17 protein-coding genes are annotated in these 25911 nt (G+C 72.1%); 5 read left to right on the top strand and 12 right to left on the bottom strand.

Annotated features, from left to right (window positions below):
* The 4 genes from NMK44_RS28045 to NMK44_RS28030 form a co-directional block, all read right to left on the bottom strand.
* On the bottom strand, positions 1–1194 hold a 1194-nt coding region (locus NMK44_RS28045; protein WP_254748133.1), incomplete at its 3' end, for a beta-ketoacyl synthase N-terminal-like domain-containing protein.
* 14 nt (positions 1195–1208) lie between these two features.
* Positions 1209–6971 carry a type I polyketide synthase gene (locus NMK44_RS28040; protein WP_254748131.1) on the bottom strand — a complete coding sequence of 1921 codons (5763 nt, stop codon included), beginning with the start codon at positions 6969–6971 and terminating at the stop codon, positions 1209–1211.
* 214 nt (positions 6972–7185) lie between these two features.
* Complete coding sequence (locus NMK44_RS28035; RefSeq protein WP_254748129.1) at positions 7186–8211, bottom strand: 3-oxoacyl-ACP synthase III family protein; 1026 nt, start codon at positions 8209–8211, stop codon at positions 7186–7188.
* Between the two features lie 62 nt (positions 8212–8273).
* Entirely contained in the window at positions 8274–9947 is a 1674-nt protein-coding gene (locus NMK44_RS28030; RefSeq protein WP_374215356.1) for an MFS transporter, read from the bottom strand.
* Between the two features lie 267 nt (positions 9948–10214).
* Here NMK44_RS28030 and NMK44_RS28025 point away from each other — a divergent pair, with 267 nt between their 5' ends.
* The 3 genes from NMK44_RS28025 to NMK44_RS28015 all read left to right on the top strand — a co-directional run bounded on the left by NMK44_RS28025 (position 10215) and on the right by NMK44_RS28015 (position 13413).
* A complete protein-coding gene (locus NMK44_RS28025) occupies positions 10215–10826 on the top strand; it encodes a helix-turn-helix domain-containing protein (RefSeq protein WP_374215355.1) in 612 nt (203 codons plus the stop codon).
* Positions 10823–12118 (top strand): MFS transporter, encoded by a 1296-nt coding sequence (locus NMK44_RS28020; RefSeq protein ID WP_254748125.1) that lies wholly within the window; start codon positions 10823–10825, stop codon positions 12116–12118. The genes NMK44_RS28025 and NMK44_RS28020 overlap by 4 nt, the downstream gene beginning before the upstream one ends.
* A gap of 128 nt (positions 12119–12246) precedes the next feature.
* Entirely contained in the window at positions 12247–13413 is a 1167-nt protein-coding gene (locus NMK44_RS28015; protein WP_254748123.1) for a PP2C family protein-serine/threonine phosphatase, read from the top strand.
* A 30-nt stretch (positions 13414–13443) separates the two neighbouring features.
* Here the strand turns inward: NMK44_RS28015 and NMK44_RS28010 are convergent, their stop codons facing one another.
* The gene (locus tag NMK44_RS28010) at positions 13444–14094 is read right to left on the bottom strand and encodes an ATP-binding protein (RefSeq protein WP_254748121.1); all 651 of its coding nucleotides are present in this window, start codon (positions 14092–14094) and stop codon (positions 13444–13446) included.
* A gap of 302 nt (positions 14095–14396) precedes the next feature.
* Between NMK44_RS28010 and NMK44_RS28005 the strand changes: the two genes are divergently transcribed.
* Both NMK44_RS28005 and glpK read left to right on the top strand, forming a co-directional pair.
* Complete coding sequence (locus NMK44_RS28005; RefSeq protein WP_254748119.1) at positions 14397–15164, top strand: IclR family transcriptional regulator; 768 nt, start codon at positions 14397–14399, stop codon at positions 15162–15164.
* Between the two features lie 42 nt (positions 15165–15206).
* Complete coding sequence (glpK, locus tag NMK44_RS28000) at positions 15207–16709, top strand: glycerol kinase GlpK (RefSeq protein ID WP_254748117.1); 1503 nt, start codon at positions 15207–15209, stop codon at positions 16707–16709.
* 229 nt (positions 16710–16938) lie between these two features.
* Here the strand turns inward: glpK and NMK44_RS27995 are convergent, their stop codons facing one another.
* From NMK44_RS27995 to NMK44_RS27965, 7 genes are all read right to left on the bottom strand, one after another.
* Entirely contained in the window at positions 16939–18123 is a 1185-nt protein-coding gene (locus tag NMK44_RS27995) for an FAD-dependent monooxygenase (RefSeq protein WP_254748116.1), read from the bottom strand.
* Positions 18120–20090, bottom strand: a complete 1971-nt coding sequence (locus tag NMK44_RS27990; RefSeq protein WP_254748114.1) for a LodA/GoxA family CTQ-dependent oxidase — start codon at positions 20088–20090, stop codon at positions 18120–18122. Before NMK44_RS27990 ends, NMK44_RS27995 begins: the two co-directional genes overlap by 4 nt.
* 153 nt (positions 20091–20243) lie before the next feature.
* Complete coding sequence (locus NMK44_RS27985; protein ID WP_254748112.1) at positions 20244–21809, bottom strand: APC family permease; 1566 nt, start codon at positions 21807–21809, stop codon at positions 20244–20246.
* Between the two features lie 250 nt (positions 21810–22059).
* The gene (locus NMK44_RS27980; RefSeq protein WP_254748110.1) at positions 22060–22395 is read right to left on the bottom strand and encodes a YnfA family protein; all 336 of its coding nucleotides are present in this window, start codon (positions 22393–22395) and stop codon (positions 22060–22062) included.
* A gap of 147 nt (positions 22396–22542) precedes the next feature.
* On the bottom strand, positions 22543–23877 hold the full coding sequence (gene lysA, locus NMK44_RS27975; protein WP_302888727.1) for a diaminopimelate decarboxylase: 1335 nt from the start codon (positions 23875–23877) through the stop codon (positions 22543–22545).
* Positions 23878–23902: 25 nt separating this feature from the next.
* Positions 23903–24310: an SAV_915 family protein gene (locus NMK44_RS27970; protein ID WP_254748106.1), complete on the bottom strand. Its 408-nt coding sequence runs from the start codon at positions 24308–24310 to the stop codon at positions 23903–23905.
* A 228-nt stretch (positions 24311–24538) separates the two neighbouring features.
* A complete protein-coding gene (locus tag NMK44_RS27965) occupies positions 24539–25906 on the bottom strand; it encodes an MBL fold metallo-hydrolase (protein WP_254748104.1) in 1368 nt (455 codons plus the stop codon).
* Positions 25907–25911 lie beyond the last annotated feature (5 nt).

The following is a 25911-nucleotide window of genomic DNA, read 5'->3' as shown; positions in this document are numbered from 1 at the left end:
CCTCTCCGCCCGCAACGCCATCACCATCTTGATCAGACCACCCACCCCCGCAGCCGCCTGCGCATGCCCGATATTCGACTTCAACGACCCCAACCACAACGGCTCCCCCAACCGCCCACACCCATACGTCGCCAGCAAAGCCTGCACCTCGATCGGATCCCCCAACACCGTCGCCGTCCCATGCCCCTCCACCACATCCACCTCACCCCCCGACAACCCCGCATCCACCAACGCCCCCCGAATCACGCGCTCCTGCGCCGGACCATTCGGCGCCGTCATACCGTTGCTCGCACCGTCCTGATTCACCGCCGAACCGCGTAGCACCGCGTGTACGCGGTGACCGTTTCGACGCGCGTCCGACAACCGCTCCAGCAACAGCACACCCATGCCCTCAGCCCATCCGGTGCCGTCGGCCGATGCGGAGAAGGACCGGCAGCGGCCGTCGGGCGAGAGCGCGCGCTGACGCGAGAACTCCACGAAGACGCCAGGCGTGGCCAGTACGGTCACCCCGCCGGCCAGGGCCATCGGGCATTCGCCACGGCGCAGCGACTGCATCGCCAGATGGGTGGCCACCAGCGAGGAGGAACACGCGGTGTCCACGGTCAGCGCCGGACCCTCGAAACCGAAGGTGTACGCCACCCGGCCGGAGACGAAGCTGCCCAGGTTGCCCAGCCCCCAGCGGCCACCGACCTGGTCCTCGCGCTGGCGCGCCAGCCAGGCGTAGTCCTGGAACATGGCCCCGGCGAACACCCCGGTGGCGCTGCCGCGCATCGCGTCGGGGGCGATCCCGGCGTCCTCGAACGCCTCCCACACACCTTCGAGCATGAGCCGCTGCTGCGGATCCATCGCGAGGGCGTCACGGCGGCTGATACCGAAGAAGCGGGGGTCGAACTCGGTGGCGGTGGACAGGAATCCACCGGTGCGCACATAGCTGGTGCCCGGGTGGCCGGGGTCGGGGTCGTAGAGGGCGTCCAGGTCCCAGCCCCGGTCGTCGGGGAAACCGGAGATGGCGTCCCGGCCCTCGGCCACCAGCTCCCACAGATCCGTACCGGACATCACCTCGCCGGGGTAGCGGCACGCCATGCCGATGACGGCGATCGGCTCCCGGGAGCGTTCGTTCTCCTGCCGCAGCCGGACGTTGTCCTTCATGGCCGCGCGCAGTGCTTCTACGACATCCTCATGGTCGACGGGCATCGATACGGGTCCAATCACGAGTCGTTGCCGCGCAGGGCCAGGCGGACGAGGCTTTCGGTGTCCATGTCGTCGAGCTCGGCCGCCGCGTCGGGCGCGCCGACACCGCGGGAGCCGTCACCGCGCGGGCCATCACCGGGCGGGCCGTCGCCGCTCCCGGTGGACTCTCCGGCGGGGGCGAGCGTGCCCGCCAGGAACAGGGCCACGGCACGCGGGGTGGGGTGGTCGAACACCGCCGTCACGGGCAGGCCAAGGCCGGTGGCCAGGTTCAGGCGGTTGCGCAGTTGGACGGCTCCCAGGGAATCGAAGCCGAGTTCGTTGAAGGCCCGGTCCGGGGGCACCGCGTCCGGCCCCGGATACCGGAGCACCGCGGCGATCTCGGTGCGCACCAGCCGCAGCAGCAGACGGGCGCGCTCCGGTCCGGTCCGTTCTGCCAGCTCCTCCCTGAGCGCCGCGGAGGTGGCGGCGGTACGGGCGGGCACACCGCGCACCAGACCGCGCAGCAGGGCGGGGGCCACGCCCGCGGCGGTCTGGTTGCGCAGGGCGGCCGTGTCCAGCCGGGCGGCCAGGACCAGCGGCGCGGTCGCTCCGAGGGTGGCGTCCAGCAGCCGCAGCCCCTCCCCGGCGGTGAGGGCGATCACCCCGCCGTCGGCCAGCCGGTCGGTGTCGTCCTGGCTGAGCCGGCCGGTCATCTCGCCGGCCTCCTCCCACAGCCCCCAGGCGAGGGAGACGGCGGGCATGCCCCGTGCGCGGCGCCGGTGCGCCAGGGCGTCCAGGAACGTGTTGGCGGCCGCGTAGTTGCCCTGTCCGGGGCCGCCGAGGACCCCCGCGAGCGAGGAGAACAGTACGAAGGCGCTGATGTCATGATGAGCCGTCAGCTCGTGCAGATGCCATGCCGCGTCGGCTTTGGCGCTCAGTACCCGGTCGATCCGTTCATCGGTCAGGGTGGGGATGAGGCCGTCGTCGAGCACCCCGGCGGCGTGGACGACAGCTTTCAGCGGATGGTCCGCGGGGACCGTGGCGAGCAGCTCGGCCACGGCGTCGCGGTCGGACACATCACAGGCGGCGATCCTCACCCGCGCTCCCAGAGCGGTGAGTTCGTCCGTGAGGGCCCCGGCACCTTCTGCCGCCGGACCGCGGCGGCTGGCCAGCAGCAGATGGCGCACCCCGTGTTCGGCCACCAGATGGCGTGCCACCAGCGCTCCCAGACCGCCGGTGCCGCCGGTGATCAGCGCCGTGGCCTCCGGGTCGAAGGACGGAGTGGACGGCGCGGGACGGATCCGGACCGCCCGGGGCACCAGCAACGCCTCGCCCCGCACGGCCAGCTCGGGTGCGTCGACGGCCAGGGCGGAGGCGAGGGAGTCCGCGCTGGATGCGGTGTCGAGGTCGATCAGCCGGAAGGTGCCGGGGTTCTCGGCCTGGGCGCTGCGCACCAGACCCCACAGCGGCGCCAGCTCCAGCGAGGGCTCGTCGGCGGGGAGCGCCGCCACCGCGGTCCGGGTGACGAACACCAGGCGGGAGCCCTGGAGTCGCTCATCCGCAAGCCACTCCCGCAGCAGTGACAGCACACGGCCCGTCACCGTCCGCACCGCCTCGGGCGGGGTCGCGGCGGCCGGCGGTCCGATGGGCACGACGACCCACCGGGGTGGGGCGCCGTCGTCGCCCGCCGGGAGCGAGCCGAGGCCGGAACAGGTGTGCAGAGGCGTCCCGTGCGTCTCCAGCCCCTCCGACGTGCCGAGGACGGCCATGGCGTCGGCGGACACCGGGGCGGCCGGGGTGGCGGCCACCCAGTCCACACCGAACAGACAGTCGGCCGTCACCGAACGGGCGGCGGCGAGCTGGGCCGAGGACACCGGCCGTGCCAGCACCGAGTCCACCGAGACGAGGAGATGTCCGTCCGCGTCCCGGGCGGACATCCGCAGGGTGTCGGCGCCGAGGGGGGTCAGCCGGACACGCAGGTCGGTCACGGTGCGGTCACCGGGCCGGATCCGCACCCCGGACCAGACGAACGGCAGCCACGCGGAGCCTGGTCGGCCGTCGTCCGCGCGGTCGGCGAGGGCCGCATGGAAGGCGGTGTCCAGCAGCGCGGGATGGAGGAGATGGCGGGGATCGACGTCCTCGCCGCCGCCGTCGAGCCGGACCTCGGCCCAGATCTCGTCCCCGCACCGCCAGGCGGCCCGCAGCCCCCGGAACATCCCGCCGTACTCCATACCCCGGTCGGCCAGGCGGTCGTACAGGTCGCCGGTGCGGAGGGGGACCGCGCCCTCCGGGGGCCAGACGGCGGGTGCCACGTCGGTGGACGGGGCCTCGGCGGATGGTGCGTCGGCGGCCACCGCCAGCACCCCGGACGCGTTCCGCGTCCAGCCGTCCGCGCCGTTCGCGCCGTCCTCGGAGTGCAGAGTGAAGGCGGCCCTCCCGGCCGGGTCGGGCTCGGCCACCTGGAGCTGGATGGCGATCCCCGCTTCCCGCACCACCAGGGGCGATTCCAGGGTCAGTTCCGTCACGACGGGCATGCCGAGCCGGTCACCCGCGCTCGCCGCGAGGTCCACCAGCGCCGTGCCCGGTACGAACACCTCACCGAAAACGGTGTGGTCGGCGAGCCACGGCACCTGGTCCAGCGCGAGCCGTCCGGTGAACACCGAGCCGAGTCCGCCCGCCAGCCGCACCTGTCCGGCCAGCAGCGGATGGCGTGCGGAGATGAGTCCGGCGGGGCGCGGATCGCCCGCACCCTCACCGCCGGTGGCCCAGTACCGCTGCCGGGTGAAGGCGTAGCGGGGCAGGTCGATACGGCGGGCGGACCATCCGCCGAAGGCGGCCGACCAGTCCACCGCGACACCGCGCGCATACGCCTCGCCGAGCGAGCCGAGGAAGTCCTCGAGCCGTCCGTGATCCCGTCTCACCGACCCCAGGACCACCGTGTCGCGATCGTCCCCGGCCGCCTCCAGGTTCTGCTGGAGGGCGGCGGTCAGCACGGGATGCGGGCTGATCTCGATGAACACACGGAAACCCCGGTCGGTCATGTCGCGGACCGTCTGCTCGAAGAGCACGGGGTTGCGCAGATTGGCGTACCAGTAGTCGCCGTCGAGCGTGGTGGTCTCGACGGCCTTTCCCGCCACGGTGGAGTGGAAGGCCGGCTGCCCCGCTCGCGGTCGCACCGGCGCGAGCGCGGTGCGCAGCCGTTCGCGGAGCTCCTCGATACGCGGTGAGTGGGAGGCGTAGTCGACGGGGATCCGGCGGACCCAGACGTCCTCCGCGACACAGTCCTCGAAGAGCCGGTCCAGCACGGCGGTGTCACCGGAGACGATGACCGACGACGGGCCGTTGACGGCGGCCACGGACACCTCGCCGGACACCACGGCCGGCCGTGCGCTCACCTCCTCCACGGACTCGGCGACCGACAGCATCCCGCCGCCGCGGCCGAGGGTGGCGATCGCCTTGCTGCGCAGCGCGACCACCCGGGCGGCGTCGTCGAGGGTCAGGGCACCGGCGACACAGGCGGCGGCGATCTCGCCCTGGGAGTGGCCGATCACCGCGTCCGGCTCCACACCGTAGGAGCGCCACAGAGCGGCGAGGGACACCATCATGGCGAACAGGGCGGGCTGGACCACATCGACCCGGTCGAGCGAGGGAGCGTCCGGGTCACCGGCGAGCACATCGGACAGACACCATCCGGTGTGCGGCTCCAGAGCCTCCCCGCACTCCCGCATCCGCTCGGCGAACACCGGTGAGGACACCAGCAACGCCTGGGCCATACCCGCCCACTGGGATCCCTGGCCGGGGAAGACAAACGCGACCCGGCCCGGCCGGGCAGCGGCACCAGTCGCCTCGTCCGCTGGGTCCGGGTGCTCGATCCGGGCCAGTCCGCCGAGCAGCTCGTCGCGGTCGTGGCCGACGACCACCGCACGGTGCGGAAGTGCGGCACGGGTGGTGGCCAGGGAGTAGCCCACGTCCACCGGGTCCAGTCCGGGATCGGCCAGCAGCCGTGCGCGCAGAGCGCGTGCCTGCGCCGCGAGTCCGGACCACTGTTTCCCGGACAGCACCCAGACGGTCGGGGTGTCCGCGGGCGGCGTGGGGCCGTCGGCCGGGAGGACGGACCCGGCGGACGTCGTGGCCGGTGCCTCCTCGACGATGAGGTGGGCGTTGGTACCGCTGGCACCGAAGCTGGACACCCCCGCACGGCGCGGACGCTCACCACGCGGCCACGGACGCCCCTCCGTCAACAATTCCACCGCACCCGAGGACCAGTCCACCTTCGACGACCGCGCCTCCGCATACAACGTCGCGGGCAACCTCTCCGCCCGCAACGCCATCACCATCTTGATCAGACCACCCACCCCCGCAGCCGCCTGCGCATGCCCGATATTCGACTTCAACGACCCCAACCACAACGGCTCCCCCAACCGCCCACACCCATACGTCGCCAGCAAAGCCTGCACCTCGATCGGATCCCCCAACACCGTCGCCGTCCCATGCCCCTCCACCACATCCACCTCACCCCCCGACAACCCCGCATCCACCAACGCCCCCCGAATCACGCGCTCCTGCGCCGGACCGTTCGGGGCGGTGAGGCCGTTACTGGCGCCGTCCTGATTCACCGCCGAACCGCGTAGCACCGCGTGTACGCGGTGACCGTTTCGACGCGCGTCCGACAACCGCTCCAGCAACAGCACACCCATGCCGTCGGAGAATCCCGTACCGTCCGCCGTCTCGGCGAAGGAGCGGCAGCGGCCGTCCGGTGAGAGCGCCCGCTGCCGCGAGAACTCCAGGTACACGGTGGGGGTGGCCGCCACGGTGACCCCGCCCACGACGGCCATCGAGCATTCGCCGTGGCGCAGCGAGCGCATCGCCAGATGGGTGGCCACCAGCGAGGAGGAACACGCGGTGTCCACGGTCAGCGCCGGACCCTCGAAACCGAAGGTGTACGCCACCCGGCCGGAGGCCACGGCGGGCAGGGTGCCGATCCCCCAGTAGCCCTGGAGTCCGGTGCCGCCGGAACGGGCCACGTAGCTGTAGTCGACGCCGGAAACACCCGCGAACACCCCGGTGCGGCTGGAGCGCAGGGTGCCGGGGTCGATCCCGGCGTCCTCGAACGCCTCCCAGACACCCTCCAGCAGCAGCCGCTGCTGTGGGTCCATGGCCAGCGCCTCACGGGGGCTGATACCGAAGAACTCCGCGTCGAACTCGGTCGCGGTGTGGAGGAAACCGCCCGATCGCGTGTACGCGGTGCCGGGGTGGTCCGGGTCGGGGTGGTACAGCTCGTCCAGTGGCCAGCCGCGGTCGTCCGGGAAGCCGGTGATCGCGTCACGGCCCTCGTCGACCAGCCGCCAGAGTTCTTCGGGAGTCCCGACACCACCGGGATAGCGGCAGGCCATGCCCACCACGGCGATGGGGTCGTCCGTCTTCTCGTCCGCACCCTCCTCGCCTCGCGCGGACGGTGCCTCGGACAGGACGGGGGCCTCGTCCGACAGCCCCATACGGGAGAGCAGATAGCGGGCGACCGCGTCGGGGGTGGGCTGGTCGAACAACAGGGTGAGGGGCAGCTCGACCGCGCAGAGGGAGCTCAGCTCCTCGGTCAGCGCCACGGCGGCGAGGGAGTTGTAGCCGTAGTCGAGATACGGCCGCCCCGGGTCGATGGCGCTGGGCGGTCGGCCGAGCAGCGCCGCCGTTTCCCCCACCACCGCATCGAGCACGATCCGCAGCCGCTCAGGTGCCGGGCTTTCCGCCAGCCGGCCGGCCAGGGAATCGCCGGACGGTGTGCCGTCGGTTGCTGAAGTCCCCACGTTGTCCACCCTTTCTACGAACCTTCGGTCGGGCCGTAAAAGGGGGCCGGTGGCCCCGGTGGTGGGAGGGGAGGAGGATGTGTCGGCTTTCCTCGCCCGACGCGCTCGCCAGGCGGTTCATCCGTGCGAGGGGATAACCCGGTTTTCCTCAACGTCAACTCCGTGACATTTTCGGATCATTGAGTGTGCGGTCGTTTCCCGGTGTGGTACGGGTTCACCATCGGAAGGCGGCCGCGGCGGCGAAATCCCCGGCGTGCGCGAAACCCGCGGTGACCACGAGATCGCCGGGTTTGACCCGGCCGTCGGAGACCGCTTCGTGCAGGGTGACGGGCACTCCGGCTCCGTAGAGATTGCCGAAGCGGTCATAGGTGTCGACATGGCGCTCGGCGTCGATCCCGAGCGCGTTGCGCCAGTTGCGCAGGAAGACACGGTTCGGCTGGTTGGTGATGAGGACGTCGATCTCGTCCACGCCGAACGCGCACCGCTCTCCCAGTTCCCGGACGAGCTCGGGCACCAGCCGATTGCCGAGCTCCAGGGTCTCCTTGGTCTTCGCGGCGTCGAACCGTACATCGAGCACGCTGTCACCGGTCTGCCAGTGGTGGCGGCCGTCCGGGGTCGCCATGCCGAGGTCGCGCGCGGTGGCGGGGCTGTGGCGGACGCGGGTGCCCAGCAGCAGCGGGGTGCCGGGACCGGGGTCGGCGGTGACCAGGGCGACTCCACAGCCGTCACCGGCGGCGACGGAGTGGGATTTGAAGCGGTTGCCGTCCTGGGCGAAGATCTGGCCCGCGGTGTTCTGCACATTGGCTATCAGCGCGGTTCTGGCGCCCTCGCTCGCCATGATGGCCGCCACGACCTTCAGCATGTACTGGAAGGACGCACAGCCGCCGTTGTGCAGATCGATGATCCACTCGGGCGACATCCCCATCCGGTGGGCGGTGTCCGCACCGCATCCGGTGAACAGGTCGTCGGGCAGCAGCACATTGGTGACCAGTACGTCCACCTCACGGGCGGGATCGACACCCAGCCGTTCGAACATCGGCACCGCGGCCCGCTCGATCATTTCGGCGGCCCGGTCACCGGGAGCCACATGGTGGCGCCACTGGGGTGCGCGCAACAGCGGTCCGTTGTCCATCGGGCTCAGTTCCAGACCCGCCTCGACGTACGACTCCAGGCTGATCGGCGTATTCGGCAGGTAATTCCCGGTCCCCGCAATGCCGATCGAGGGAGTTAAGACAGGCACGCCCCGTTTCCTTCCCCTAGCGCTGATGATGCCGTGCGCTGATGATGCGAAGAGCTTACGCGTCACCGGTCCGAAACGGCCAGCGTTGACAGCGCGTTCTCGGATTCCTCGTCCTCGGCAACGTCTTCCCGCATGTCACGACGCCGGATGAACAGCAGAGCGGTGACCGCACCGATCCCCGCGACCACCGCGAGCACCACAAAACACAGATGCATACTGCTGACGAATGCACTGTCGGCGGAGCGGAGAAAGTCGTTCCGCAATGGTTCCGGAATGGACTCACTCGCTTCTCTGGCACCGCCACCCGCGATGGTGACCCCGAGGGTGTGGGTGTCCACTCCGGTCGCGCCGAGCTGCCGGCCGACCGCACTGTCGGAGAATTCCCGCGCCACGTGGTTCTGGAACAGCGAACCGGTGGCGGCGATTCCGAGTGCCACGCCGATCTGCTGGAAGGTCTCGCTCGCACCCGAGGCCATCCCGGCCCGGGACGGTTCGGCGACCAGCATCGCGACCGACGCGCGCGGTGGGTTGAAGGCCCCCATCCCGATACCGGCGGCGATCATGCTCGGCAGCAGCGCCGTCCACGACGAGTGCTGGTCGGCCAGCAGTACCAGGAGCATCGCGGCGCACAGGAACACACCGCAGCCGAACAGCAGCAGCCGGGTCGGCACACGGTTCATCACCATACCCGCGACGGTCCCGGCGACCAGCATGCCGAAGGTCAGTGGCAGGAACCGGACACCGGTGTCCCACGCGCTCAGCCCGAGCACGTTCTCCACGTAGTTGGCCTCCAGGAAGATGGAGGTCGTACCGGCCATGTAGGCGAAGAGCGCGACCAGGGCCAGTCCCACGAAGGTGACGTTGCGGAACAGGCTCATATCGAGCATCGCGGCGGGACCCCGGCGGCGTTCCACCACGACGAACAGTGCGAGGCCCGCCACCGCCAGGATCCCCAGCCCGACGATCCGCGGATCGCCCCAGCCGTCCTGCGGACCCCGGATCAGCCCCAGGACGAGGGACAGCAGCGCGACGGAGAGCACCAGCAGACCGGGGACGTCCACGCCCCGGGCCCGGGGGTCGCGTGACTCACGGACGAACACGGCGGTGATGACGATGGCGAACACCCCGATGGGGATGTTGAGGTAGAAGATCCACCGCCAGCTCGCCGTGGTCACCAGCGCGGCGCCGATCAGCGGGCCCAGGGCGACCGCGAGTCCGATGATGGCGCCGAACACCGAGAAGGCGACCGCCCGTTCCTTCCCCCGGAACTGATGGGAGATCAGCGCGGGCGCCACGGCGAACAGCACGGCTCCGCCGATGCCCTGGGCACCCCGTGAGATGTCCAGGGCCAGGCCGGTGTCGGACAGACCGCAGGCCAGGGAGGCCAGCGTGAACACCACGAACCCCACCTGGAAGATCTTCTTGCGGCCGAGGGTGTCGGCGAGCGCGCCGGCGGTGAGCAGGAAGACCGCGAGGGTGAGGGCATAGGCGTCGAGCACCCACTGGACCTCCTCGAAACCGGCGTCCAGCTCCTGACGGATCACCGGCAGCGCCACGTTCACCACACTGAGGTCGAGCATCAGCATGAACGTTCCGAGCACGGCGGCGGTCAGCGTCCACCACTTCGAGGCGGCGGAGGGAGGTGGCGCGGCAGGCCGTCGGCCTCCGGGCGGTGGATCCCCTCTGCCTGCGGAGGGATCGGGACCGGCGGGGCTGACGGACCGCTCTAAAGCCACTCGGATTCCCCCATGCGTCGAACGAAACGGACCACGCTCTACGGTTCCGGGACGTGGGTGACCCACGCTCGAGGAGTCGAAAGTCCCCCAGACCACGGCGCCGTGTCAATCACCGGAACCCCGACACTCCGCGCCGTTGGATCCCATCGAGTCGCCGACCGGAGGTCAAGGGCGCACCGGGCAGGGGAGCTTGGCATCAAGTGTCCACGCGGGAGCGACAGGCAGAGAACTCTATGCAGAGGATCCTCTGCAACCTAGGATGCGAGGGTGACCGACGCCTCCGACCCCATACCGCCGCCCCCGCTGCCCGGCCCCACCAGGCGCCTGGACGCCACGAGCCTGCGGGGCCTGGCCCATCCGCTGCGGATGCGCCTGTACGAACTGCTCACCCTGGACGGCCCGGCGACCGCCACCCTGCTCGCCCGGCAGCTCGGCGAGAACACCGGCACCGTGAGCTGGCATCTGCGCCATCTGGCCGAGCACGGCTTCATCGAGGAGGACACCGCCCGGGGCACCAGACGGGAGCGGTGGTGGCGGAAGGCAGGGCCGGTCAACGACCTGCGAATCGCCGATTTCCGGGACGACCCCGAGTCCCACGGCGCACTGTCGGTCTTCCTGCGCGAGCTGGTGCACCAGTCCTTCGACCGGGTCATGACCTATGTCGGGGAGGACTGGGACGAGCGGTGGCGGAACGCGGGCACCGTCTCCGACTGGCGCGACCTGCGCCTGTCGCCTGATCAGCTCAGGGCGCTGAACGCCGAGTTGATGGAGGTGATCGCCCGTCATACGCCCGCCCCGGACACCGAGCCCGACGCGGAGGCACTGCCGGTGACGGTGCAGCTCCAGTCCTTCCCCCGCAGGGAGCGTGGCAGCGCATGAGCCGTCCCGCACGCGGTGGCCTGCTGCGCCGCCACCGCGACTTCCGGCTGCTGTGGTGCGGTGAGACGGCGGGTACGTTCGGCTCGTCCGTCACCGCGGTGGCCATGCCGCTGATCGCCGTGTCCACCCTGCGCGCCGGTCCCTTCGAGATCGGTCTGCTGACCGCCGCCTCCTGGATCCCCTGGCTGGTCATCGGGTTGCCGGTGGGGGTCTGGGTGGACCGGCTGCCGCGCAGACCGATCATGCTCTCGGCCTCCGCCGTCTCAGTGGTCCTCTACGCGAGCGTTCCGGTGGCCGCCTGGCGCGGTCTGCTGAGCTTCGGTCTGCTGCTGACCGTGGCACTGCTCACGGGCACGGCGATGGTGTTCTTCCAGACCGCCTACCGTGCCTACCTCCCCGGTCTGCTGGACCCCGACGACCAGGCCGAGGGCAATGCCGCACTGCACGGCAGCGCCTCCGCCGCGCAGATCGCCGGGCAGGGTTCGGCCGGTGTGATCGCCCAGTGGGCGGGCACGGTGAACGGCATGTTCACCAACGCCGCCGCCGTCCTCGCCACATTCTTCTGTCTGTCCGCCATCCGCCACCGCGAACCGGCCGGCGCGACCGCGGCGCGGCCGCGCCGGGCGCTGGGCCAGGAGGTCGGCGAGGGGCTGCGGCTGATCGTCCGTGATCCGTGGTTCCGGACCTTCGCGCTGTTCTCCGCCGTCTCCAACCTCGCACTGGTCGGATACCAGTCGATACGGGTGGTCTTCCTGGTCAGGACCGTGGGACTGGCCCCGGGCACGGTGGGCGCGCTCATCGCCGCCGTGAGCGCGGGCGGCGTCGTCGGAGCGATGGTGGCGCGCCGGGTGGCCGCCCGGTTCGGCACCGCTCGCGCCACCCTGGTGTTCGAACTGGGCCTGGCCGTGTGTGCGCTGCTCATTCCGCTGGCCGTCGCCGGACCCGGGGTCCTGTTCTTCGTGACGGGCGGCTTCTGCGTCTCGATGGGCGTGGTGGCGGGCAATGTGATCAAAGCCGGCTTCCAGCAGCTCTACTGCCCGCCGGAGCTGCTCGGCCGGCTGACCGCGAGCACGGCCTTCATCAGCTACGGCACGATCCCGCTCGGTGCGCTGCTCGGCGGTGCCCTCGGCACCGCGTTCGGCGTCCGGGCCGCGATGTGGATCACCACGGCGGGGATCCCGCTGGCCGGGCTGATCCTGTGGCGCTCCCCGGTCCGGTGGGCGCGCGATCTGCCGACGGTCCGGCCGACGGCCCCGGCGGCGGACAACCCGGTGGTGCCGTCGGCCGGATGACATGCCGCCGATGGCGCAGTACCGGTCGCCGGGTGCCGCCGACCGGTACAGGCTGGGACCGTGGATCACGGCCGTATCAGGAGCCCGTGTGCGGGGTCGGCTGAGGCACCACCGGCACGGAGCGGGCCGTGAGGCGGCCGGGCCGCGGCGGGGCCGGGCACGGCGGACGCCGACAGGCGCCCCGGCTGAGCGACGGCGGTCTGGGGATCCCCTCTCCCCCGGCCTGGATGCGCTGGCTGCCGCTGATCTACGTCGCGGTCATCCTGGCGGTCGAGCCCATCACCCCCGTGGAGTGGCCGGTGAGCTTCCTGCTCATCGCGCTGCCCGTGGTGGCGGCGTTCAGCCACGGTCCGCTGAGCGTGGCCGCCATCACCGTGTTCGCCGTGTGCTTCGTGGGGGTCCTCGCGGGCACCCCGTGCTGCGCGGGCCGCAGTGTGGGCTACATCTGGGACCGCCACTACGTGGCCATCTACATCGCCACCGCCCTGGTGGGAGCCCTCGGTACGGCGCTCGCGGCACACCGGAAGCGCCAGGAGGCCCATCTGCTGCACGCCAGCTCGGTGGCCGAGGCGCTGATGCGCACCCTGCTGCGTCCCCTGCCGCACGAGGTGGGCCACGTCCTGGCGGCGGCGCTCTACTGCCCCGCCGAGGCGGGCACCATGGTCGGTGGGGATCTCTTCGACATCCGCGCCACCCAGCACGGTGAACGGGCCATCATCGGCGATGTGCGCGGCAAGGGGCTCCAGGCGGTGCGCACCGTGGCCGATGTACTGGGCAGCTTCCGCCAGGCCGTCTACGACCCCGGGGACCTGCTCGAGGTGGCCAACCGGCTGGAGCGCCGGATGGCGGGCGAGGCCGCGGACATCCCCGACGACGAGCTGTTCGTCACGGCCGCGCTGATCGAGTACGACCCGGTGGCCCACCGGCTGACGATCGTGAACTTCGGCCATATCGAGCCGGTCCTGATCTCCGGTGGTGAGGTGACCACACTGACCGGCACCCCGTGTCTCCCCCTGGGGCTCGGCACCCTGGCCGATGAGCCGCCCGTGGCCGCCGAGTACCGGCTGCTGCGCGGCGATGTGCTGCTGATGTGCACCGACGGGCTGATCGAGGCCCGGGACGCGGAGGGGAACTTCTACCCCCTGCTGGACCGGCTCCGCGACCGCTTCGCGGGCCGCCCGGGCCCGGACCCCCTCGATGTGATCAACTTCCTCAACACCGATCTGCCGTGCCATGCGCGCAAGCTCCACGACGATGTCGCCGTTCTCGCCCTCTCCCCGCACGGACGGCTCTGACCCCCGCGGTCACGGTGTCCCGGCCGCCCGTCAGGCGGCCACCGGCAGCTCCGCCCAGCGGGTCACACCGGAGCAGCCGACCCGGGTGCCGTGGCAGGACGACAGCGCGGCGACGATGCCGATGCCACGACCGTGCTCATCCGGCTCGACCTCCTCGTCGGTCCGCTCGTCCCGGGGCACCGGACCGCCGTCGGTGACCTCGATGTGCAGGACGCGGTAGCCGTCGGCCTCGCCCGAGCGCAGCCGCAGCACGGCCGGGGGAAGGGCGTGCAGCACCGCGTTGGTGATCAGCTCGGAGATCACCATGAGCGCGTCGTCGAGGCAGGCGTCGGGCAGGTCCCACTGGTCCAGCAGCAGCCGCGCCCGGCGCCGTACGGTGGCGACGGCCTCGTGGAGGTGCGGTACCGGAAGGTGGTGGTCGGCACGGTGGTCGACATGGCCGAGCGGCGTGCCCTCGCCGGGGACGGTCCGGTCACCGCCCGGCACCGTGCCGCCCGCGGTGCCCACCCCGCGCGCCTGGGGTCCGATGAACGGCTCGGGCCCGGTCCGGGCAGTGGGCCCCACGAAGCCGAACGCCGCGGGGACGCTCCGGTCCCCCGCGCCCACCTGGGGAGTCGCTCCCACGTGGGGATCAGTCGACGGTGCGTCGCCGACGGTCGGATAATTCAGCTGGTCCGCCACTTCTCCTCCTCCGGGTGCTCTGCCAGGCACCGCCCTGTCGAGCGCCCAGTGGGTCTGTCTGCCGGTCCCCGGCCGATCGGGGGCCGGGATGGCCGCCCCGGATGCCGGGGCTGTCCTGATACGGACGCTATGGGCGTAAGGGGGCGCGGTCAACGAATCCAGGTCGGCATTACCGAACGTTCTCGTACAACGCTGAACAAACGTAAAAACATGCAGCTAACTGCATCGATGAGCCATTAGCCCCCAAAGGGATACCACTGGTCAACAAGCTGGATCGTGGGACATAGAGCTACGATCGCGACATGGCCGGCCCGGTGCAGTCGATCGAGCGGGCGGCGGCGATCCTGCGGCTGCTCGCCCAGGGCTCGGGACGGCTCGGCCTGGGCGAGGTGTCGGCCGCGCTGGGCCTGGCCAAGGGCACCGCGCACGGCATACTGCGGACCCTCCAGAGCGTGGATTTCGTCGAGCAGGACAAGGAAACCGGCAAGTACCAGCTCGGCGCCGCGCTGCTGCACCTGGGGACCAGCTACCTCGACATCAACGAGCTGCGCTCGCGCTCCATCAACTGGGCCGACGCCCTCGCCGCGCGCAGCGGTGAGGCGGTGCGGCTCGGCGTGCCCCTCGAGGGCAAGGTACTCATCGTCCACCACGTCTTCCGTCCCGATGACACATTTCAGACCCTGGACGTGGGATCTCTGCTGCCCCTGCACGCCAGCGCCCTGGGCAAGGTCCTGCTGGCGTTCGGGGCGACACCCCTGGAGCCGGTCATGGAAGCAGAACCAGAGGGCTACACCCGGCACACCCTCACCTCCCACCAGCAGCTGGGCAGAGCGCTCGGCGAGATCCGGGAGGCCGGATGGGCGGCCGCGGTCCAAGAAATGATCATGGGTGAGGCGGATATCGCGGCGCCGATCCGCGGCCAGGGCGGTCTGGTGGTCGGTGCCATCGGCGTCTCCGGCTCCGTGGAACGGCTCTGCGACAGCCGGGGGCGGCCCGACCCCCCGCTCGTCGGCCTGGTGCGGGACGCCGCACGGGCCGTCTCACGGGACCTGGGCGCGGCCCGCTGGTGACCGCCATGCCCTGCTCGAAACCGCGCGAAGGCAGGCCAGGCCATGGTTGAACGCTATGTGCTCTCCATCGACCAGGGCACCACCTCCACCCGGTGCATCCTCTTCGACCACCAGGGACGTCTGGTGTCCGTCGCCCAGAGGGAGCACCAGCAGTACTTCACCCAGCCCGGCTGGGTGGAACACGACGCCACCGAGATCTGGGCCAACCTGGGCCGGATCGTCCCCCGGGCGCTCGAGAACGCCGGGGTCGGCCCCGGCCAGGTGGCGGCCATCGGCATCGCGAACCAGCGCGAGACCACGGTCCTCTGGGACCGCCGTACGGGTGTCCCCATCGGCAACGCCATCACCTGGCAGGACACCCGCACCGACGCCCTGGTGGACGAGCTGCGCCGCACCACGGGCGACGACTTCTTCCTCGACCGCTGCGGGCTGTCGCCCACCACCTACTTCTCCGCCCCGCGGATCCGCTGGCTGTTCGACCATGTCGACGGTCTGCGCGAGCGCGCGGAACGCGGTGAGGTGCTGTTCGGCACCGTGGAGAGCTGGCTGATCTGGAACCTCACCGGCGGGCCGGACGGCGGACTGCACATCACCGACGCCACCAACGCCAGCCGCACCATGCTGATGAACATCCGCACGCTGAGCTGGGACGAGGAACTGCTGGGCTACTTCGGGGTGCCGCGCGCGATGCTGCCGGAGATCCGCCCGTCCGCCGAGCGCTACGGCGTGGCGCGGGCGCTGCTGCCGGACGTGCGCATCGGTGCCGCCCTCGGCGACCAGCAGGCGGCGCTCTTCGGACAGACCTGCTTCGCCATGGGGGAGGCGAAGTGCACCTACGGAACCGGCAGCTTCCTGCTGATGAACACCGGCACCGATCCGGTGCGGTCCCGGCACGGACTGCTCACCACCGTGGGCTACAAGATCGGGGACGAGCCGACCGTCTACGCCCTGGAGGGGCCGATCGCGGTGACCGGTTCGCTGGTGCAGTGGTTCCGGGACCGGCTGGGGCTGATCCACAGCGCCCCGGAGATCGAGACCCTCGCCCGCACGGTCGAGGACAACGGCGGCTGCTACATCGTGCCCGCGTTCTCCGGGCTCTTCGCACCGCACTGGCGCAGCGACGCCCGCGGGGTCGTCGTCGGCCTCACCTCGTACATCACCAAGGGACATCTGGCCCGCGCGGTGCTGGAGGCCACCGGCTGGCAGACCCGTGAGGTCATCGACGCCATGAACGCCGACTCACCCGAACCGCTGAAGGCCCTGAAGGTCGACGGCGGGATGACGGCCAACAATCTGCTGATGCAGTTCGTGGCCGATGTGCTCGATGTCCCCGTGGTGCGGCCCATGGTCTCCGAAACGGTCTCCCTGGGCGCGGCCTACGCCGCCGGGCTGGCCGTCGGCTACTGGCCGGACCTGGAAGGTCTCCGCCGCAACTGGCACCGGGCCGGTCAGTGGATGCCCACGATGGATCCCGCGCGCCGGGAGGCGGAGTACGAGAACTGGCGGCGGGCGGTGGAACGTTCGCTGGGATGGATGCGGTCCTGAGGGCGACCGCCGCCCGGCGCCCCGGTGTGCGCGCACCGGACCGGCACCTCGGTGAGGAAGAGCCGGCCCGGTGAGCGCTGATCCGCCGGGCCGGGTGGCTCCTGTGGCCCGTCCCCACCGATCAGGGCGGCTCCACCGGCCCGCATTCTGGACCGGAAGAGCCTGGCCATCGCGTTCCCCCGGGGGCTCCGTCGACAGCTTGCGACGCGGGTACCCCGGGGGGCGCGGTTTACGTCTGCCCGATCCGGAGTTCTCCCTGGGGATTTCCCTCGTCCCCTCCGGGCCAGGTCAGCCCCGCGTCCGGTGCGTGCCGCCGCCGCCAGAACGGCTGGGCGGGCCAACGCCGCTCGGCGCGGTAGGCGTCGTCGAGATGGTGTGCGTAGACGGCGCGGATCCACCGGAGCCGCGCGGCGTAGTCCCGTAGCGCCCCGCGGTCACCGCGCAGCCGGGCGTCGACGGCCTGACCGGCGCGCAGCCCCGTGCACAGGGCGGTGAGCACCCCTTGGGAGGAGAGCGGGTCGAAGGCGACGGCCGCGTCGCCCGCCGCGATCCAGCCGTCGCCGCACACCGGCTCCAGATGGGCGCTGTGGGCGGGCGCCCGCCGTGGCACCGCGTCGGGGGCGAGGGGGTGACCGGCGGCGCGGTGGACCAGATGACGGGTGGTCACCGCCCAATGCCGCTGGAGGGCCTGACCGGTGGCGAGGGCGGCCGGGCTCAGATCGGCATCGGTGCAGTGGACGACGATCCGGTGGCCGCCGGGCTGGAGCGCGGTGTACCACCAGCCGTCGGGGACCGCTTCGACGAGCGAGGTGCCGTCGCCGGCCCCGGGGTGCGGTTCCAGCGTGAGCCTGACCGCCACGAGCCGGTCGTGCCGGTGGTGCCGGGCGCCGAGCGGGGTGGCGACGGCACCGGGGCGGCCGGTGGCGTCCACCACCCAGGCGCAGCGCACGGTCGTGGGGCCGCCGGGCCCGCGCAGCGACAGGGTCCAGCCGCCCCCAGGGGCACGCGTGGGACGGCGGACGGCCGTGTGCTCGGCCACCTCGGCCCCGGTGGCGCGTACACCGTCGCGCAGCCGCCGGTCGAACAGGCCGCGGTCGAGGTGCCAGCCGGCGCCGTGGGGGTCGTCGAGGGAGTCCGTCCGGTGCGGCACGGCGAAGCCCCAGGCGGAGAGGTGGGCGAAGCCGGGCAGATGGCCCTCGCCCGGCACCCGGTCGGCCACGCCGAGGTCGGCCAGGACCACCCGGGCGGCGGCGGGCAGGGACTCGCCCCGTTTCGCGGGGCCGCCGCCCGCGTCGGCCAGCAGGACGTGGTGGCCCGCCCGGGCCAGGGTCAGGGCCGCGGCCGTTCCGGCCGGTCCGCCACCGGCGACCACGACGTCGTAGCGGGCGCGGGGCGCGGGCGGAACGGGGATCACCAGCCCTCGTGGAACGGGTCGATCTTGTCGATGTAGCCGACGGCGACCTCGGCCTCGTCATAGCCCCACCGTTCGACGGCCGCCCGGACGGCGCGGCTGAGGGCGGTGTCGGCGGCGTCCGCGTCGAGGGTGGGCAGTCCGGCCTCGGGGACGTGCAGATTGATCAGGTTCCGGTCGTACGGCTCCGCGTCCAGCGGTGCCAGCGGGGTGGACTCCACATGCATCCGGGTGGGGAACCGGCCGTCGCCCACGGTGTAGTCCCGTGCCTCGACGATGCCCAGCTTGGGCCAGTCCTTCACCATCTGGGTCATCTGCTGGAGGTTGGTGGCCCCGGTGAGTCCGCGCAGCCACACCGCCCGCCGCTCGAACACCGCGTCGCGGTCGACGGTCTCCGACGAAGGCGGTGTATTGACCGTCCGGAAGGCTTCCTCGGTGAGCACCTGGTTGGGCACCCGGGCGGGCCAGAACGTGGGCAGGTAGGGGTCGTAGCGCGGGCCGAGCCCGGCCAGGCTCTCGTAGCCGTAGCGGCAGCTCGCGGTGTCCGCCTGCCAGGGGACGGCCATCCACCGGGTGAGGTCACCTGGCCCCTGGGCGTGCAGCGGTCCACGGGCCGACAGCGCCACGTCCGGGGTGAGTTCGGCGCCGTAGGACGGTTCGGCCTGGCCGGGTGCGCGCTGCCGGACGCGGAACGGCGCGGTGTAGAGCGTGTCGTGCCGGAGCGGCCAGGTGACCTCGCAGCCGGGGTGGAAGGCGTCCGCGAGACAGTGGTCCAGCGCCGCGCGGTCCAGCAGCGCGGGCTGTTCGGCCAGGGGTGCGTCGGCCAGGGTGGCGGGGCCGTCGGCGGAGTTCCCGGGGACGAAGTCACCGGCCACCCAGCGCTGGAGCAGGGCGTCCTGGGTGGCCGTCAGGGCGAGGTGCTGGAGCTGGGACCGGGGGCGGGAGGCCATGGCGTCGCCGTAGATCCACGGCCAGGGAGCGGGGGAGGCACCGTCGCGCGGGTAGTGGCGCAGGGCCAGGTACAACTGGCGGCGCGTCTCCCGGTTGCGGTCGTCCGGGGCGGCCAGCCGCGCCCGTCGGCGGGGGTCGAGGAAGTGGTGGGGGGCGCCCCAGCCGAACTGGACGGCGAAACCGCGGTTGACCCACTGGAGTTCACAGAAGCGCCGGAGCACCGGTTCGATATGTGCGGTGAACGACACCTTCTCGGGCCGGGGCAGCCGGCCCTTGCTGATGAACACGTCCTGCAGGAGGTCGTAGAGGGTGCGGATGGACTTCAGCCCCGGCGCGTAGTTGGGCGGTGCCACCACCACCCAGGCGGGATCCACCGGGATCTGCCGTCCGTCGAGGGTGACGGTCGCGCTCACCGGTCCGTCCGCGGTGTCGTCGTACCAGCCGTCGTTGTTGGCGAATCCGGTCAGCGGACTCTGGTTCCACGAGCCGGAGCGGCCGGTGCCGCCGAGGACGGTCAGCCGTCCGAGGGCGTCGGTGCGCATCTCGCCGAGGCGGACGGTGACGCCCTTGATCTTCCCGGTGTCGAAGGCCGCCGTACCGGCGGAGGATCCGCTCAGGGTCCGGCTGCCGGGGTCGATGACCAGGGACGCGCGGTCCGCCTCGGCCTTGTTGCGCAGGGTGAGCCGGTCGGCGGCGAGCGCCCTGGCGTCGGGGATGTCGAGCGCCAGGTGGAACTGGTACCAGGCGGCCTTCTTGTTGGCCAGGTGGACCCGCCAGGTGATCCGGGCGTGGCCGTCCGCGGTGACCTCCCGGACGACCCGGCCGTCGGCGTCGTAGCCGTACAGCCGGAACCGGGCGCCCTGCCGTTTGATCGCGCCCTGGGCATCGCGGTGGAAGCCGGGTGCCGCGGGCCGTTCGTCGGGCAGCTCGGGGCCGTGGAAGAACTCCGTGGCGCTGTTGCCGACCCGGGCGATCCCGATCGCGGGGTGGACGGCGATGCGGACGATGTCGCCTGCCATGGTGGGCCACCTGTCGCCGACGGCCTGTGGTCGGTTCCCCGAGCCCCCGCTCCCCCCGTGACGCCGGTGACGCCGCTCTCCGCGACGCCCCGGGACATCCCCCTCCACCACTGTCCCTCGCCCCGGCCGGACCCGCCACCGCAGGGCCCGGGCTCACTCCTCCACGACGAGCGCCGGGGTCTCCCGGGTGAGGACGTCACCGCGGAAGAAGGCCGGGCTGCGGCGGTTCATCAGGACCATGAGGACCGCGCCGAGCAGCAGCAGCCCCACCCCGATGAGGAAGACGCTGCCGATGCCGAACACCGCGCTGCCGGAGCCGTAGGCCGGGTTCCACATGTCGATGAGGGTCTTGGCGAAGACGGCCGTCAGCAGCCCGCCGCCCAGCACCGGGAGCAGCCCCTTGTACACGAAGCCCCGGACGTCACGGAGCAGGTCGCGGCGGAAGTACCAGGCGCAGGCGAAGGCGGTGAGCGCGTAGTAGAAGCAGATCATGAGGCCCAGCGCGTAGATGGTGTCCACCAGGACGTTCTTGCTGAGCAGTGTCATCACCGTGTAGAAGACGCCCGTCGCCACGCCCGCGGCGACGGTGGCCCGCCCCGGGGTGCGGAAGCGGGGGTGCACCCGGGCGAAGGAGGCGGGCATGGCCCCGTAGGTGCTCATCGCCAGCACGGTGCGCGCCACCGGCAGGAAGGTGGTCTGGAGGCTGGCCGCGGCGCTGGCCAGGACGGCGACGAACAGCAGCACCCCGAACGGGCCCATGACCGGCTCGGCGAGGGCGGCGAAGACGTTGTCGTTGGTCTCGGGGTTGCCGAGGCCGACGCCCCGGTCGCCGACGCCCGCGTACATCTGGGCCGCCACGGCGGTCACCAGGTAGGAGCCGACCAGGACGACCATCGAGATCAGCGCGGCCCGCCCGGGGGTGCGGTCGCTGCCGCGGGTCTCCTCGTTCACCGTGAGACAGGCGTCCCAGCCCCAGTACATGAAGATCGACAGGGACAGTCCCGCGGTGAAGGAGGCGAAGGAGGTCACCGAGAACGGGTCCATCCAGGTCCAGGAGAAGTGCGCGGCGCCGCTGACGTCCCCGGCCTTGGCGAACGCCATGACGACGAAACCCGCGAGCACGGCCATCTGGAGGCCGACCAGGGTGTACTGGAACCACTTGGTGGTGGTGATGCCGCGGTAGCTCACGGCGGTGGCGACGGCGACCAGGGCGAGGACGGTCAGGACGTGGGGCACCGTCTCGTCGCCGATGGCGGCGACCCGTTCGCTTCCCGTGATGTCGCCGAGGAGCAGATAGAGGAACGAGGTGGCGACGCCCGCCAGGTTCGAGAGCACGATGATCGTGGCGATCACCAGCCCCCATCCGCACATCCACCCGATCCGCGGTCCGAACGCCTTCACCGTCCAGGTGAAGGACGTCCCGCAGTCGGGCATGGCCCGGTTCAGCTCCCGGTAGGCGAAGGCGACCAGCAGCATCGGCAGGAAGCCCGCGAGGAAGACGGCGGGCATCTGGAGGCCCACCTCGCCCGCGGTGGGACCGAGCGTGCTGGTGAGGCAGTACACCGGGGCGACGGTGGACAGTCCGATCACGGCGCTGCCGAGCAGTCCGACGGAGTTGCCGCTGAGGCCCTTGGCCGTGACGCCCTCGGAGCGGGCCGTGCCCTGTTCCGCGCTCTGTTCCGCGCTCCGGGGCCGTGTCGGCGTGTGGAGTTGAACCATGCCCGGAAGGCTAAATCCTGCTATTTCCGCACTCAGTGAGATAACACGCAGTGAGCCAACCTTGAATACATCAGCATTCTGAGCCGCCGACCCCCACCACACAAACCGGATCCACCTTTCGGACAACTGAAAGAAAGGTATGCGTTGCCCTGGAGTGGTATACGGGAACCGAAGCGGTGTCCGATATGGGGAGATTGAAATTTTCCCATGGCTTTTCCCGGGGAGCCGGCCGCACGGACCGGCGGCACCGTCAGTGGCCGCGCGGGGCGTACATGATCACGGCCACTCCCGCGAGGCAGACCAGTGCGCCGAGCACATCGAACCGGTCGGGGCGGTAGCCGTCGGCGACCATGCCCCAGGCCAGCGATCCGGCGACGAAGATCCCGCCGTACGCGGCGAGGATCCGCCCGAACTCGGCGTCCGGCTGGAGGGTGGCCACGAAGCCGTAGAGCCCGAGGGCGATCACCCCGGCACCGATCCAGATCCAGCCCCGGTGTTCCCGCACCCCCTGCCAGACCAGCCAGGCGCCGCCGATCTCGAAGAGGGCGGCGACCACGAACAGGGCGACGGAGCGGGCGATGAGCACGGTGCGGACTCTCTCTCGGACGGAAGGACGGACGGGCCGCCGGGCCGGGCGGCGTGGCGGCCCGTGCCCGGAGGACGGGGCCTGGCACGGTCCGACCGTAGACCGCCGCGCGGAGGGGCGGCCCCGTCCGCGGTCCCTCCGCCGCGTCTACGGTCCGATGTCGCGGCCGCGGAAATCCGCCGGCGATTCGCGCCGTACCAGCAGCCGGGCGTGGCCGTCGGCCACGGCCACCACCGGCGGACGGCCGGCCAGGTGGTCACCGGGGGCCATGGCGGGGTGGTACGCGCCGGCCACCGGCACCGCCAGGAGATCGCCGGGATGGACGTCGGCGGGAAGCTCGGTGCCGCCCCCGAGGACATCACCGGCCCCGCGGTGGCGTCCGGCCACCGTCACCGGGGCCGGCGGGGCCGAGGAGCGGCGGCCGACCAGCCGGGGCGCCGTGCGCACCCCGTACGGCGCGGACCGCCGGCTGTCGCCCGTCCCGCCGTCCACGACGACGGAGGTGCGCTCCCCGGTGCGCTCGACGGTCACCACCCGGTGGAGCGCCACTCCGGCCGGTCCCACCACCGCGCGCCCCGGTTCGATCAGCAGCCGCGGGACCGGCAGCCCCGCCGCGGCGCAGCCCCCGGTCAGCTCCGTCCGCACCCGCCGGGCCAGGGCCGCGATGTCCAGCGCGGGTTCACCCGGCCGGTGGGCAATGGCGTGGCCGCCGCCCAGGTCCAGTTCGGGGAGGACCACCCGGTACAGCTCCCGGACCCGGGCCATCAGCCCGACCAGGCGCCGCACCGCCGCCAGGTAGGGCTTGGCGGAGGTGATCTGGGATCCCAGGTGGCAGTGCAGACCGACCAGTTCGAGCCGCGGCTGGTCCAGGACCCGCGCGATGGCGTGGTGCGCGGAGCCGTCGGTGAGCGACAGACCGGGATTCCGGTCCCCGGCACCGGTGCGGATCGTGGCGTGGCCGCCCGCGGCGATCCCCGGCGCCACCCGCACCATCACCTTCTGGCGGCTGCCCGCGGGTACCGCGGCGGCCAGCCGGGCGATCTCCGAGGGGCTGTCGATCACGATGCGGCCGACGCCGAGGCGCAGTGCGACCGCCAGGTCCCGCGGACTCTCGGCGGTGCCGTGCAGCACGATCCGGTCCGGCGGGAAACCGCCGGCGAACACGGGCTCCAGCTCCCCGGCCGAGCGGACGGCCAGCCCCAGCCCCTCGTCCTCCAGCCAGTGGGCCATGGCGCGGCACAGGAACGCCGTGGCCGCGTAGCGGACGCCGGCACCCGGGAAGGCCCGCTGGTAGGCGCGGCAGCGGGCCCGAACCTCGGCCTCGTCGAGCAACTGGACCGGGGTGCCGAAGCGGTCGGCGACCTCGGTGAGCGGTACCCCGCCCACCGCCAGGTCACCGTGGGCGAGCAGGGAGGCCGAGGCGGGCCAGAGGGCCGGCCCGTCATCGGGCTCCGGTGCCGGGCGCCCGGTGTCCGGGAGCAGGGGTGTGACCACGACGCGCCGTGCCTCAGCCGATACCGGTGCCGAGGGGTCCGGGCCTGCGTCCGGAGAGCAGTGCGGCGAGGGTGACGCCTTCGGGGTCCCGGGGGCGCCGGATGCGGCGTTCCAGCGACCGGGAGGACGCCTGTCCGCGACCGCCCGCCACCTTGGGATCGACGATGAGGTCGGTGACGCCCAGCGGTTCGGTGAGGGCGCGCAGCATCGGTGCGGCGAGCCTGATCCACTGCTGACGGGCCCCGAGCACCTCCGTCAGACGCCGCTGGCTGGAGAAGCCGACGGCGGCGCGGCCACCGAGGGGGGTGCGGAACACCCGCACCGCGCAGCTGTCGTGTCCCGGCCGGACGGGCACGTAGAGCGGTCCGGCCGGGACCCGTTCTGAGGGATCGGCGTCGTCTCCGTACCGCAGCTCGGTCATGGCGGTCCTCCCCTGAGGAATGGTGGGCAACGGTGCGCGGCCACCGGCCGGAACGGCCGGGGCGCGTCGGGCTGCTCATTCCCCGGGGCCGGGAAGCGACGCCGTCCCTGACGCGATGCTGACGGGATTCGGTGGGGTGTTGACGCGATACCGGCGCGTCGCGGGCCTTCGGATGTGACCCCGTGCACTTCTTCGCCCGGTTCGCGGTGGTTTCCGGCCGACGGGCGGTCAGCGGGGCCGGACGACCTCCAGCCCGGCCCGGGCCGCCGTCTCGAAGTCGTCGTCGACGGCGACCACGGCGCGTCCGGCGGCGTCCAGCAGGGAGGCGGCGATGGCCGCGCGCATCCCGCTTGCGCAGTGCACCCACACAGTGCCGGGCGGCACCCGGTCCATCCCGTCGTGCAGCTGGTGGACGGGGAGGTGGTACGAGCCCGCGAGGAAGCCGCGGGAGCGTTCGGAGTCCCGGCGGACATCGAGGACGACCGGTTCCGCGCCGCGCCGCAGGGCCGTGGCCAGGGCGGCGAAGGTGGCCCGGCGGAAGGAACGGGTCTCCTCGTCCGCCCGGACCCAGGCGGCGGGGCCGCCGCTGGCCGCTGCGGCCGGGTGGTCGATGCCCACCCGGACCAGTTCGCGCTGGGCGGCGGCGATCTGTTCGGGACTCCGCCCGAGCAGGGTGACCGGTTTGCCCCAGGGGATCAGCCAGGCCAGATAGGTGGCGAGGTTGCCGTCCGCCTCGAAGTTGAACGATCCGGCCAGATGCCCGTCGGCGAAGGCGACCCGGCCGCGCAGATCCACCACCCACTCCCCCGCCGCCAGCCGGGCCGCGATCTCGTCCGGCCCGGCCCGGTGCGGCGGGGTGAGGTCGACCGGGGCGGGCCCGGCGGCGTTGGCCGGACCCATATGCGCGTAGTACGCGGGCACGTCGTCCAGTCCGCCGAGGGTTTCGGCGACGAAGGTGTCCATGTCCTCGGTCAGGGCGTGGTTGCGCACCCGTTCCCGGCCGATGGTGGTGGACTCGCCACCGGCCTGGGAGGAGGAGCAGAAACTGCCGAAGCCGTGGGTGGGCAGCACCGGCACCGCGTCGTCGAGTTCGTCCGCCAGCCGGTGGGCCGAGGCGTACTGGGCGCGGGCCAGCGGCTCGGTGAGCCGGGGCTCGACGAGGTCCGGCCGTCCGACGGTACCGATCAGCAGCGATCCGCCGGTGAACGCGGCGGCGGGACGGCCGTCGTCCTCGACCACGTACGAGGTGTGGTGCGGGGTGTGGCCGGGGGTGGCCAGCGCCCGCAGCACCAGCCCGTCGTCGAGGGCGAGGGTGTCGCCGTCGGCGACCGGGGTGCGGTCGAAGGCGACCGAGGCGCGGGCGGGCACCAGATATCCGGCGCCGGTGACCCGGGCCAGTTCGAGACCACCGCTGACCCAGTCGTTGTGCACATGGGTCTCGGCCACGTAGGCGATCCGCACCCCGCGCCGGGCCGCGGCGGCGATCACCCGGTCGATGTCCCGCGGTGGGTCCACCACCACCGCCTGGTGCTTCCCGCCCGCCAGATAACTGCGGTTGCCCAGGCCCTCGATGGCCAGGGTGTCCACGGCGAACACGACGG

The organism is Streptomyces cucumeris (assembly GCF_024295805.1).
Taxonomy (GTDB): Bacteria; Actinomycetota; Actinomycetes; order Streptomycetales; family Streptomycetaceae; genus Streptomyces; species Streptomyces cucumeris.
Note: the sequence above shows the minus strand (reverse complement) of the source record. Positions and strands in the feature narration are given on the sequence as shown.

Coding starts and splice junctions, on each gene's coding strand:
- NMK44_RS28020 (WP_254748125.1), top strand. CDS start 10,823: ATGAGCCGTCCCGCACGCGGTGGCCTGCTGCGCCGCCACCGCGACTTC.
- NMK44_RS28005 (WP_254748119.1), top strand. CDS start 14,397: ATGGCCGGCCCGGTGCAGTCGATCGAGCGGGCGGCGGCGATCCTGCGG.
- glpK (WP_254748117.1), top strand. CDS start 15,207: ATGGTTGAACGCTATGTGCTCTCCATCGACCAGGGCACCACCTCCACC.
- NMK44_RS27990 (WP_254748114.1), bottom strand. CDS start 20,090: ATGGCAGGCGACATCGTCCGCATCGCCGTCCACCCCGCGATCGGGATC.
- NMK44_RS27985 (WP_254748112.1), bottom strand. CDS start 21,809: ATGGTTCAACTCCACACGCCGACACGGCCCCGGAGCGCGGAACAGAGC.
- NMK44_RS27970 (WP_254748106.1), bottom strand. CDS start 24,310: ATGACCGAGCTGCGGTACGGAGACGACGCCGATCCCTCAGAACGGGTC.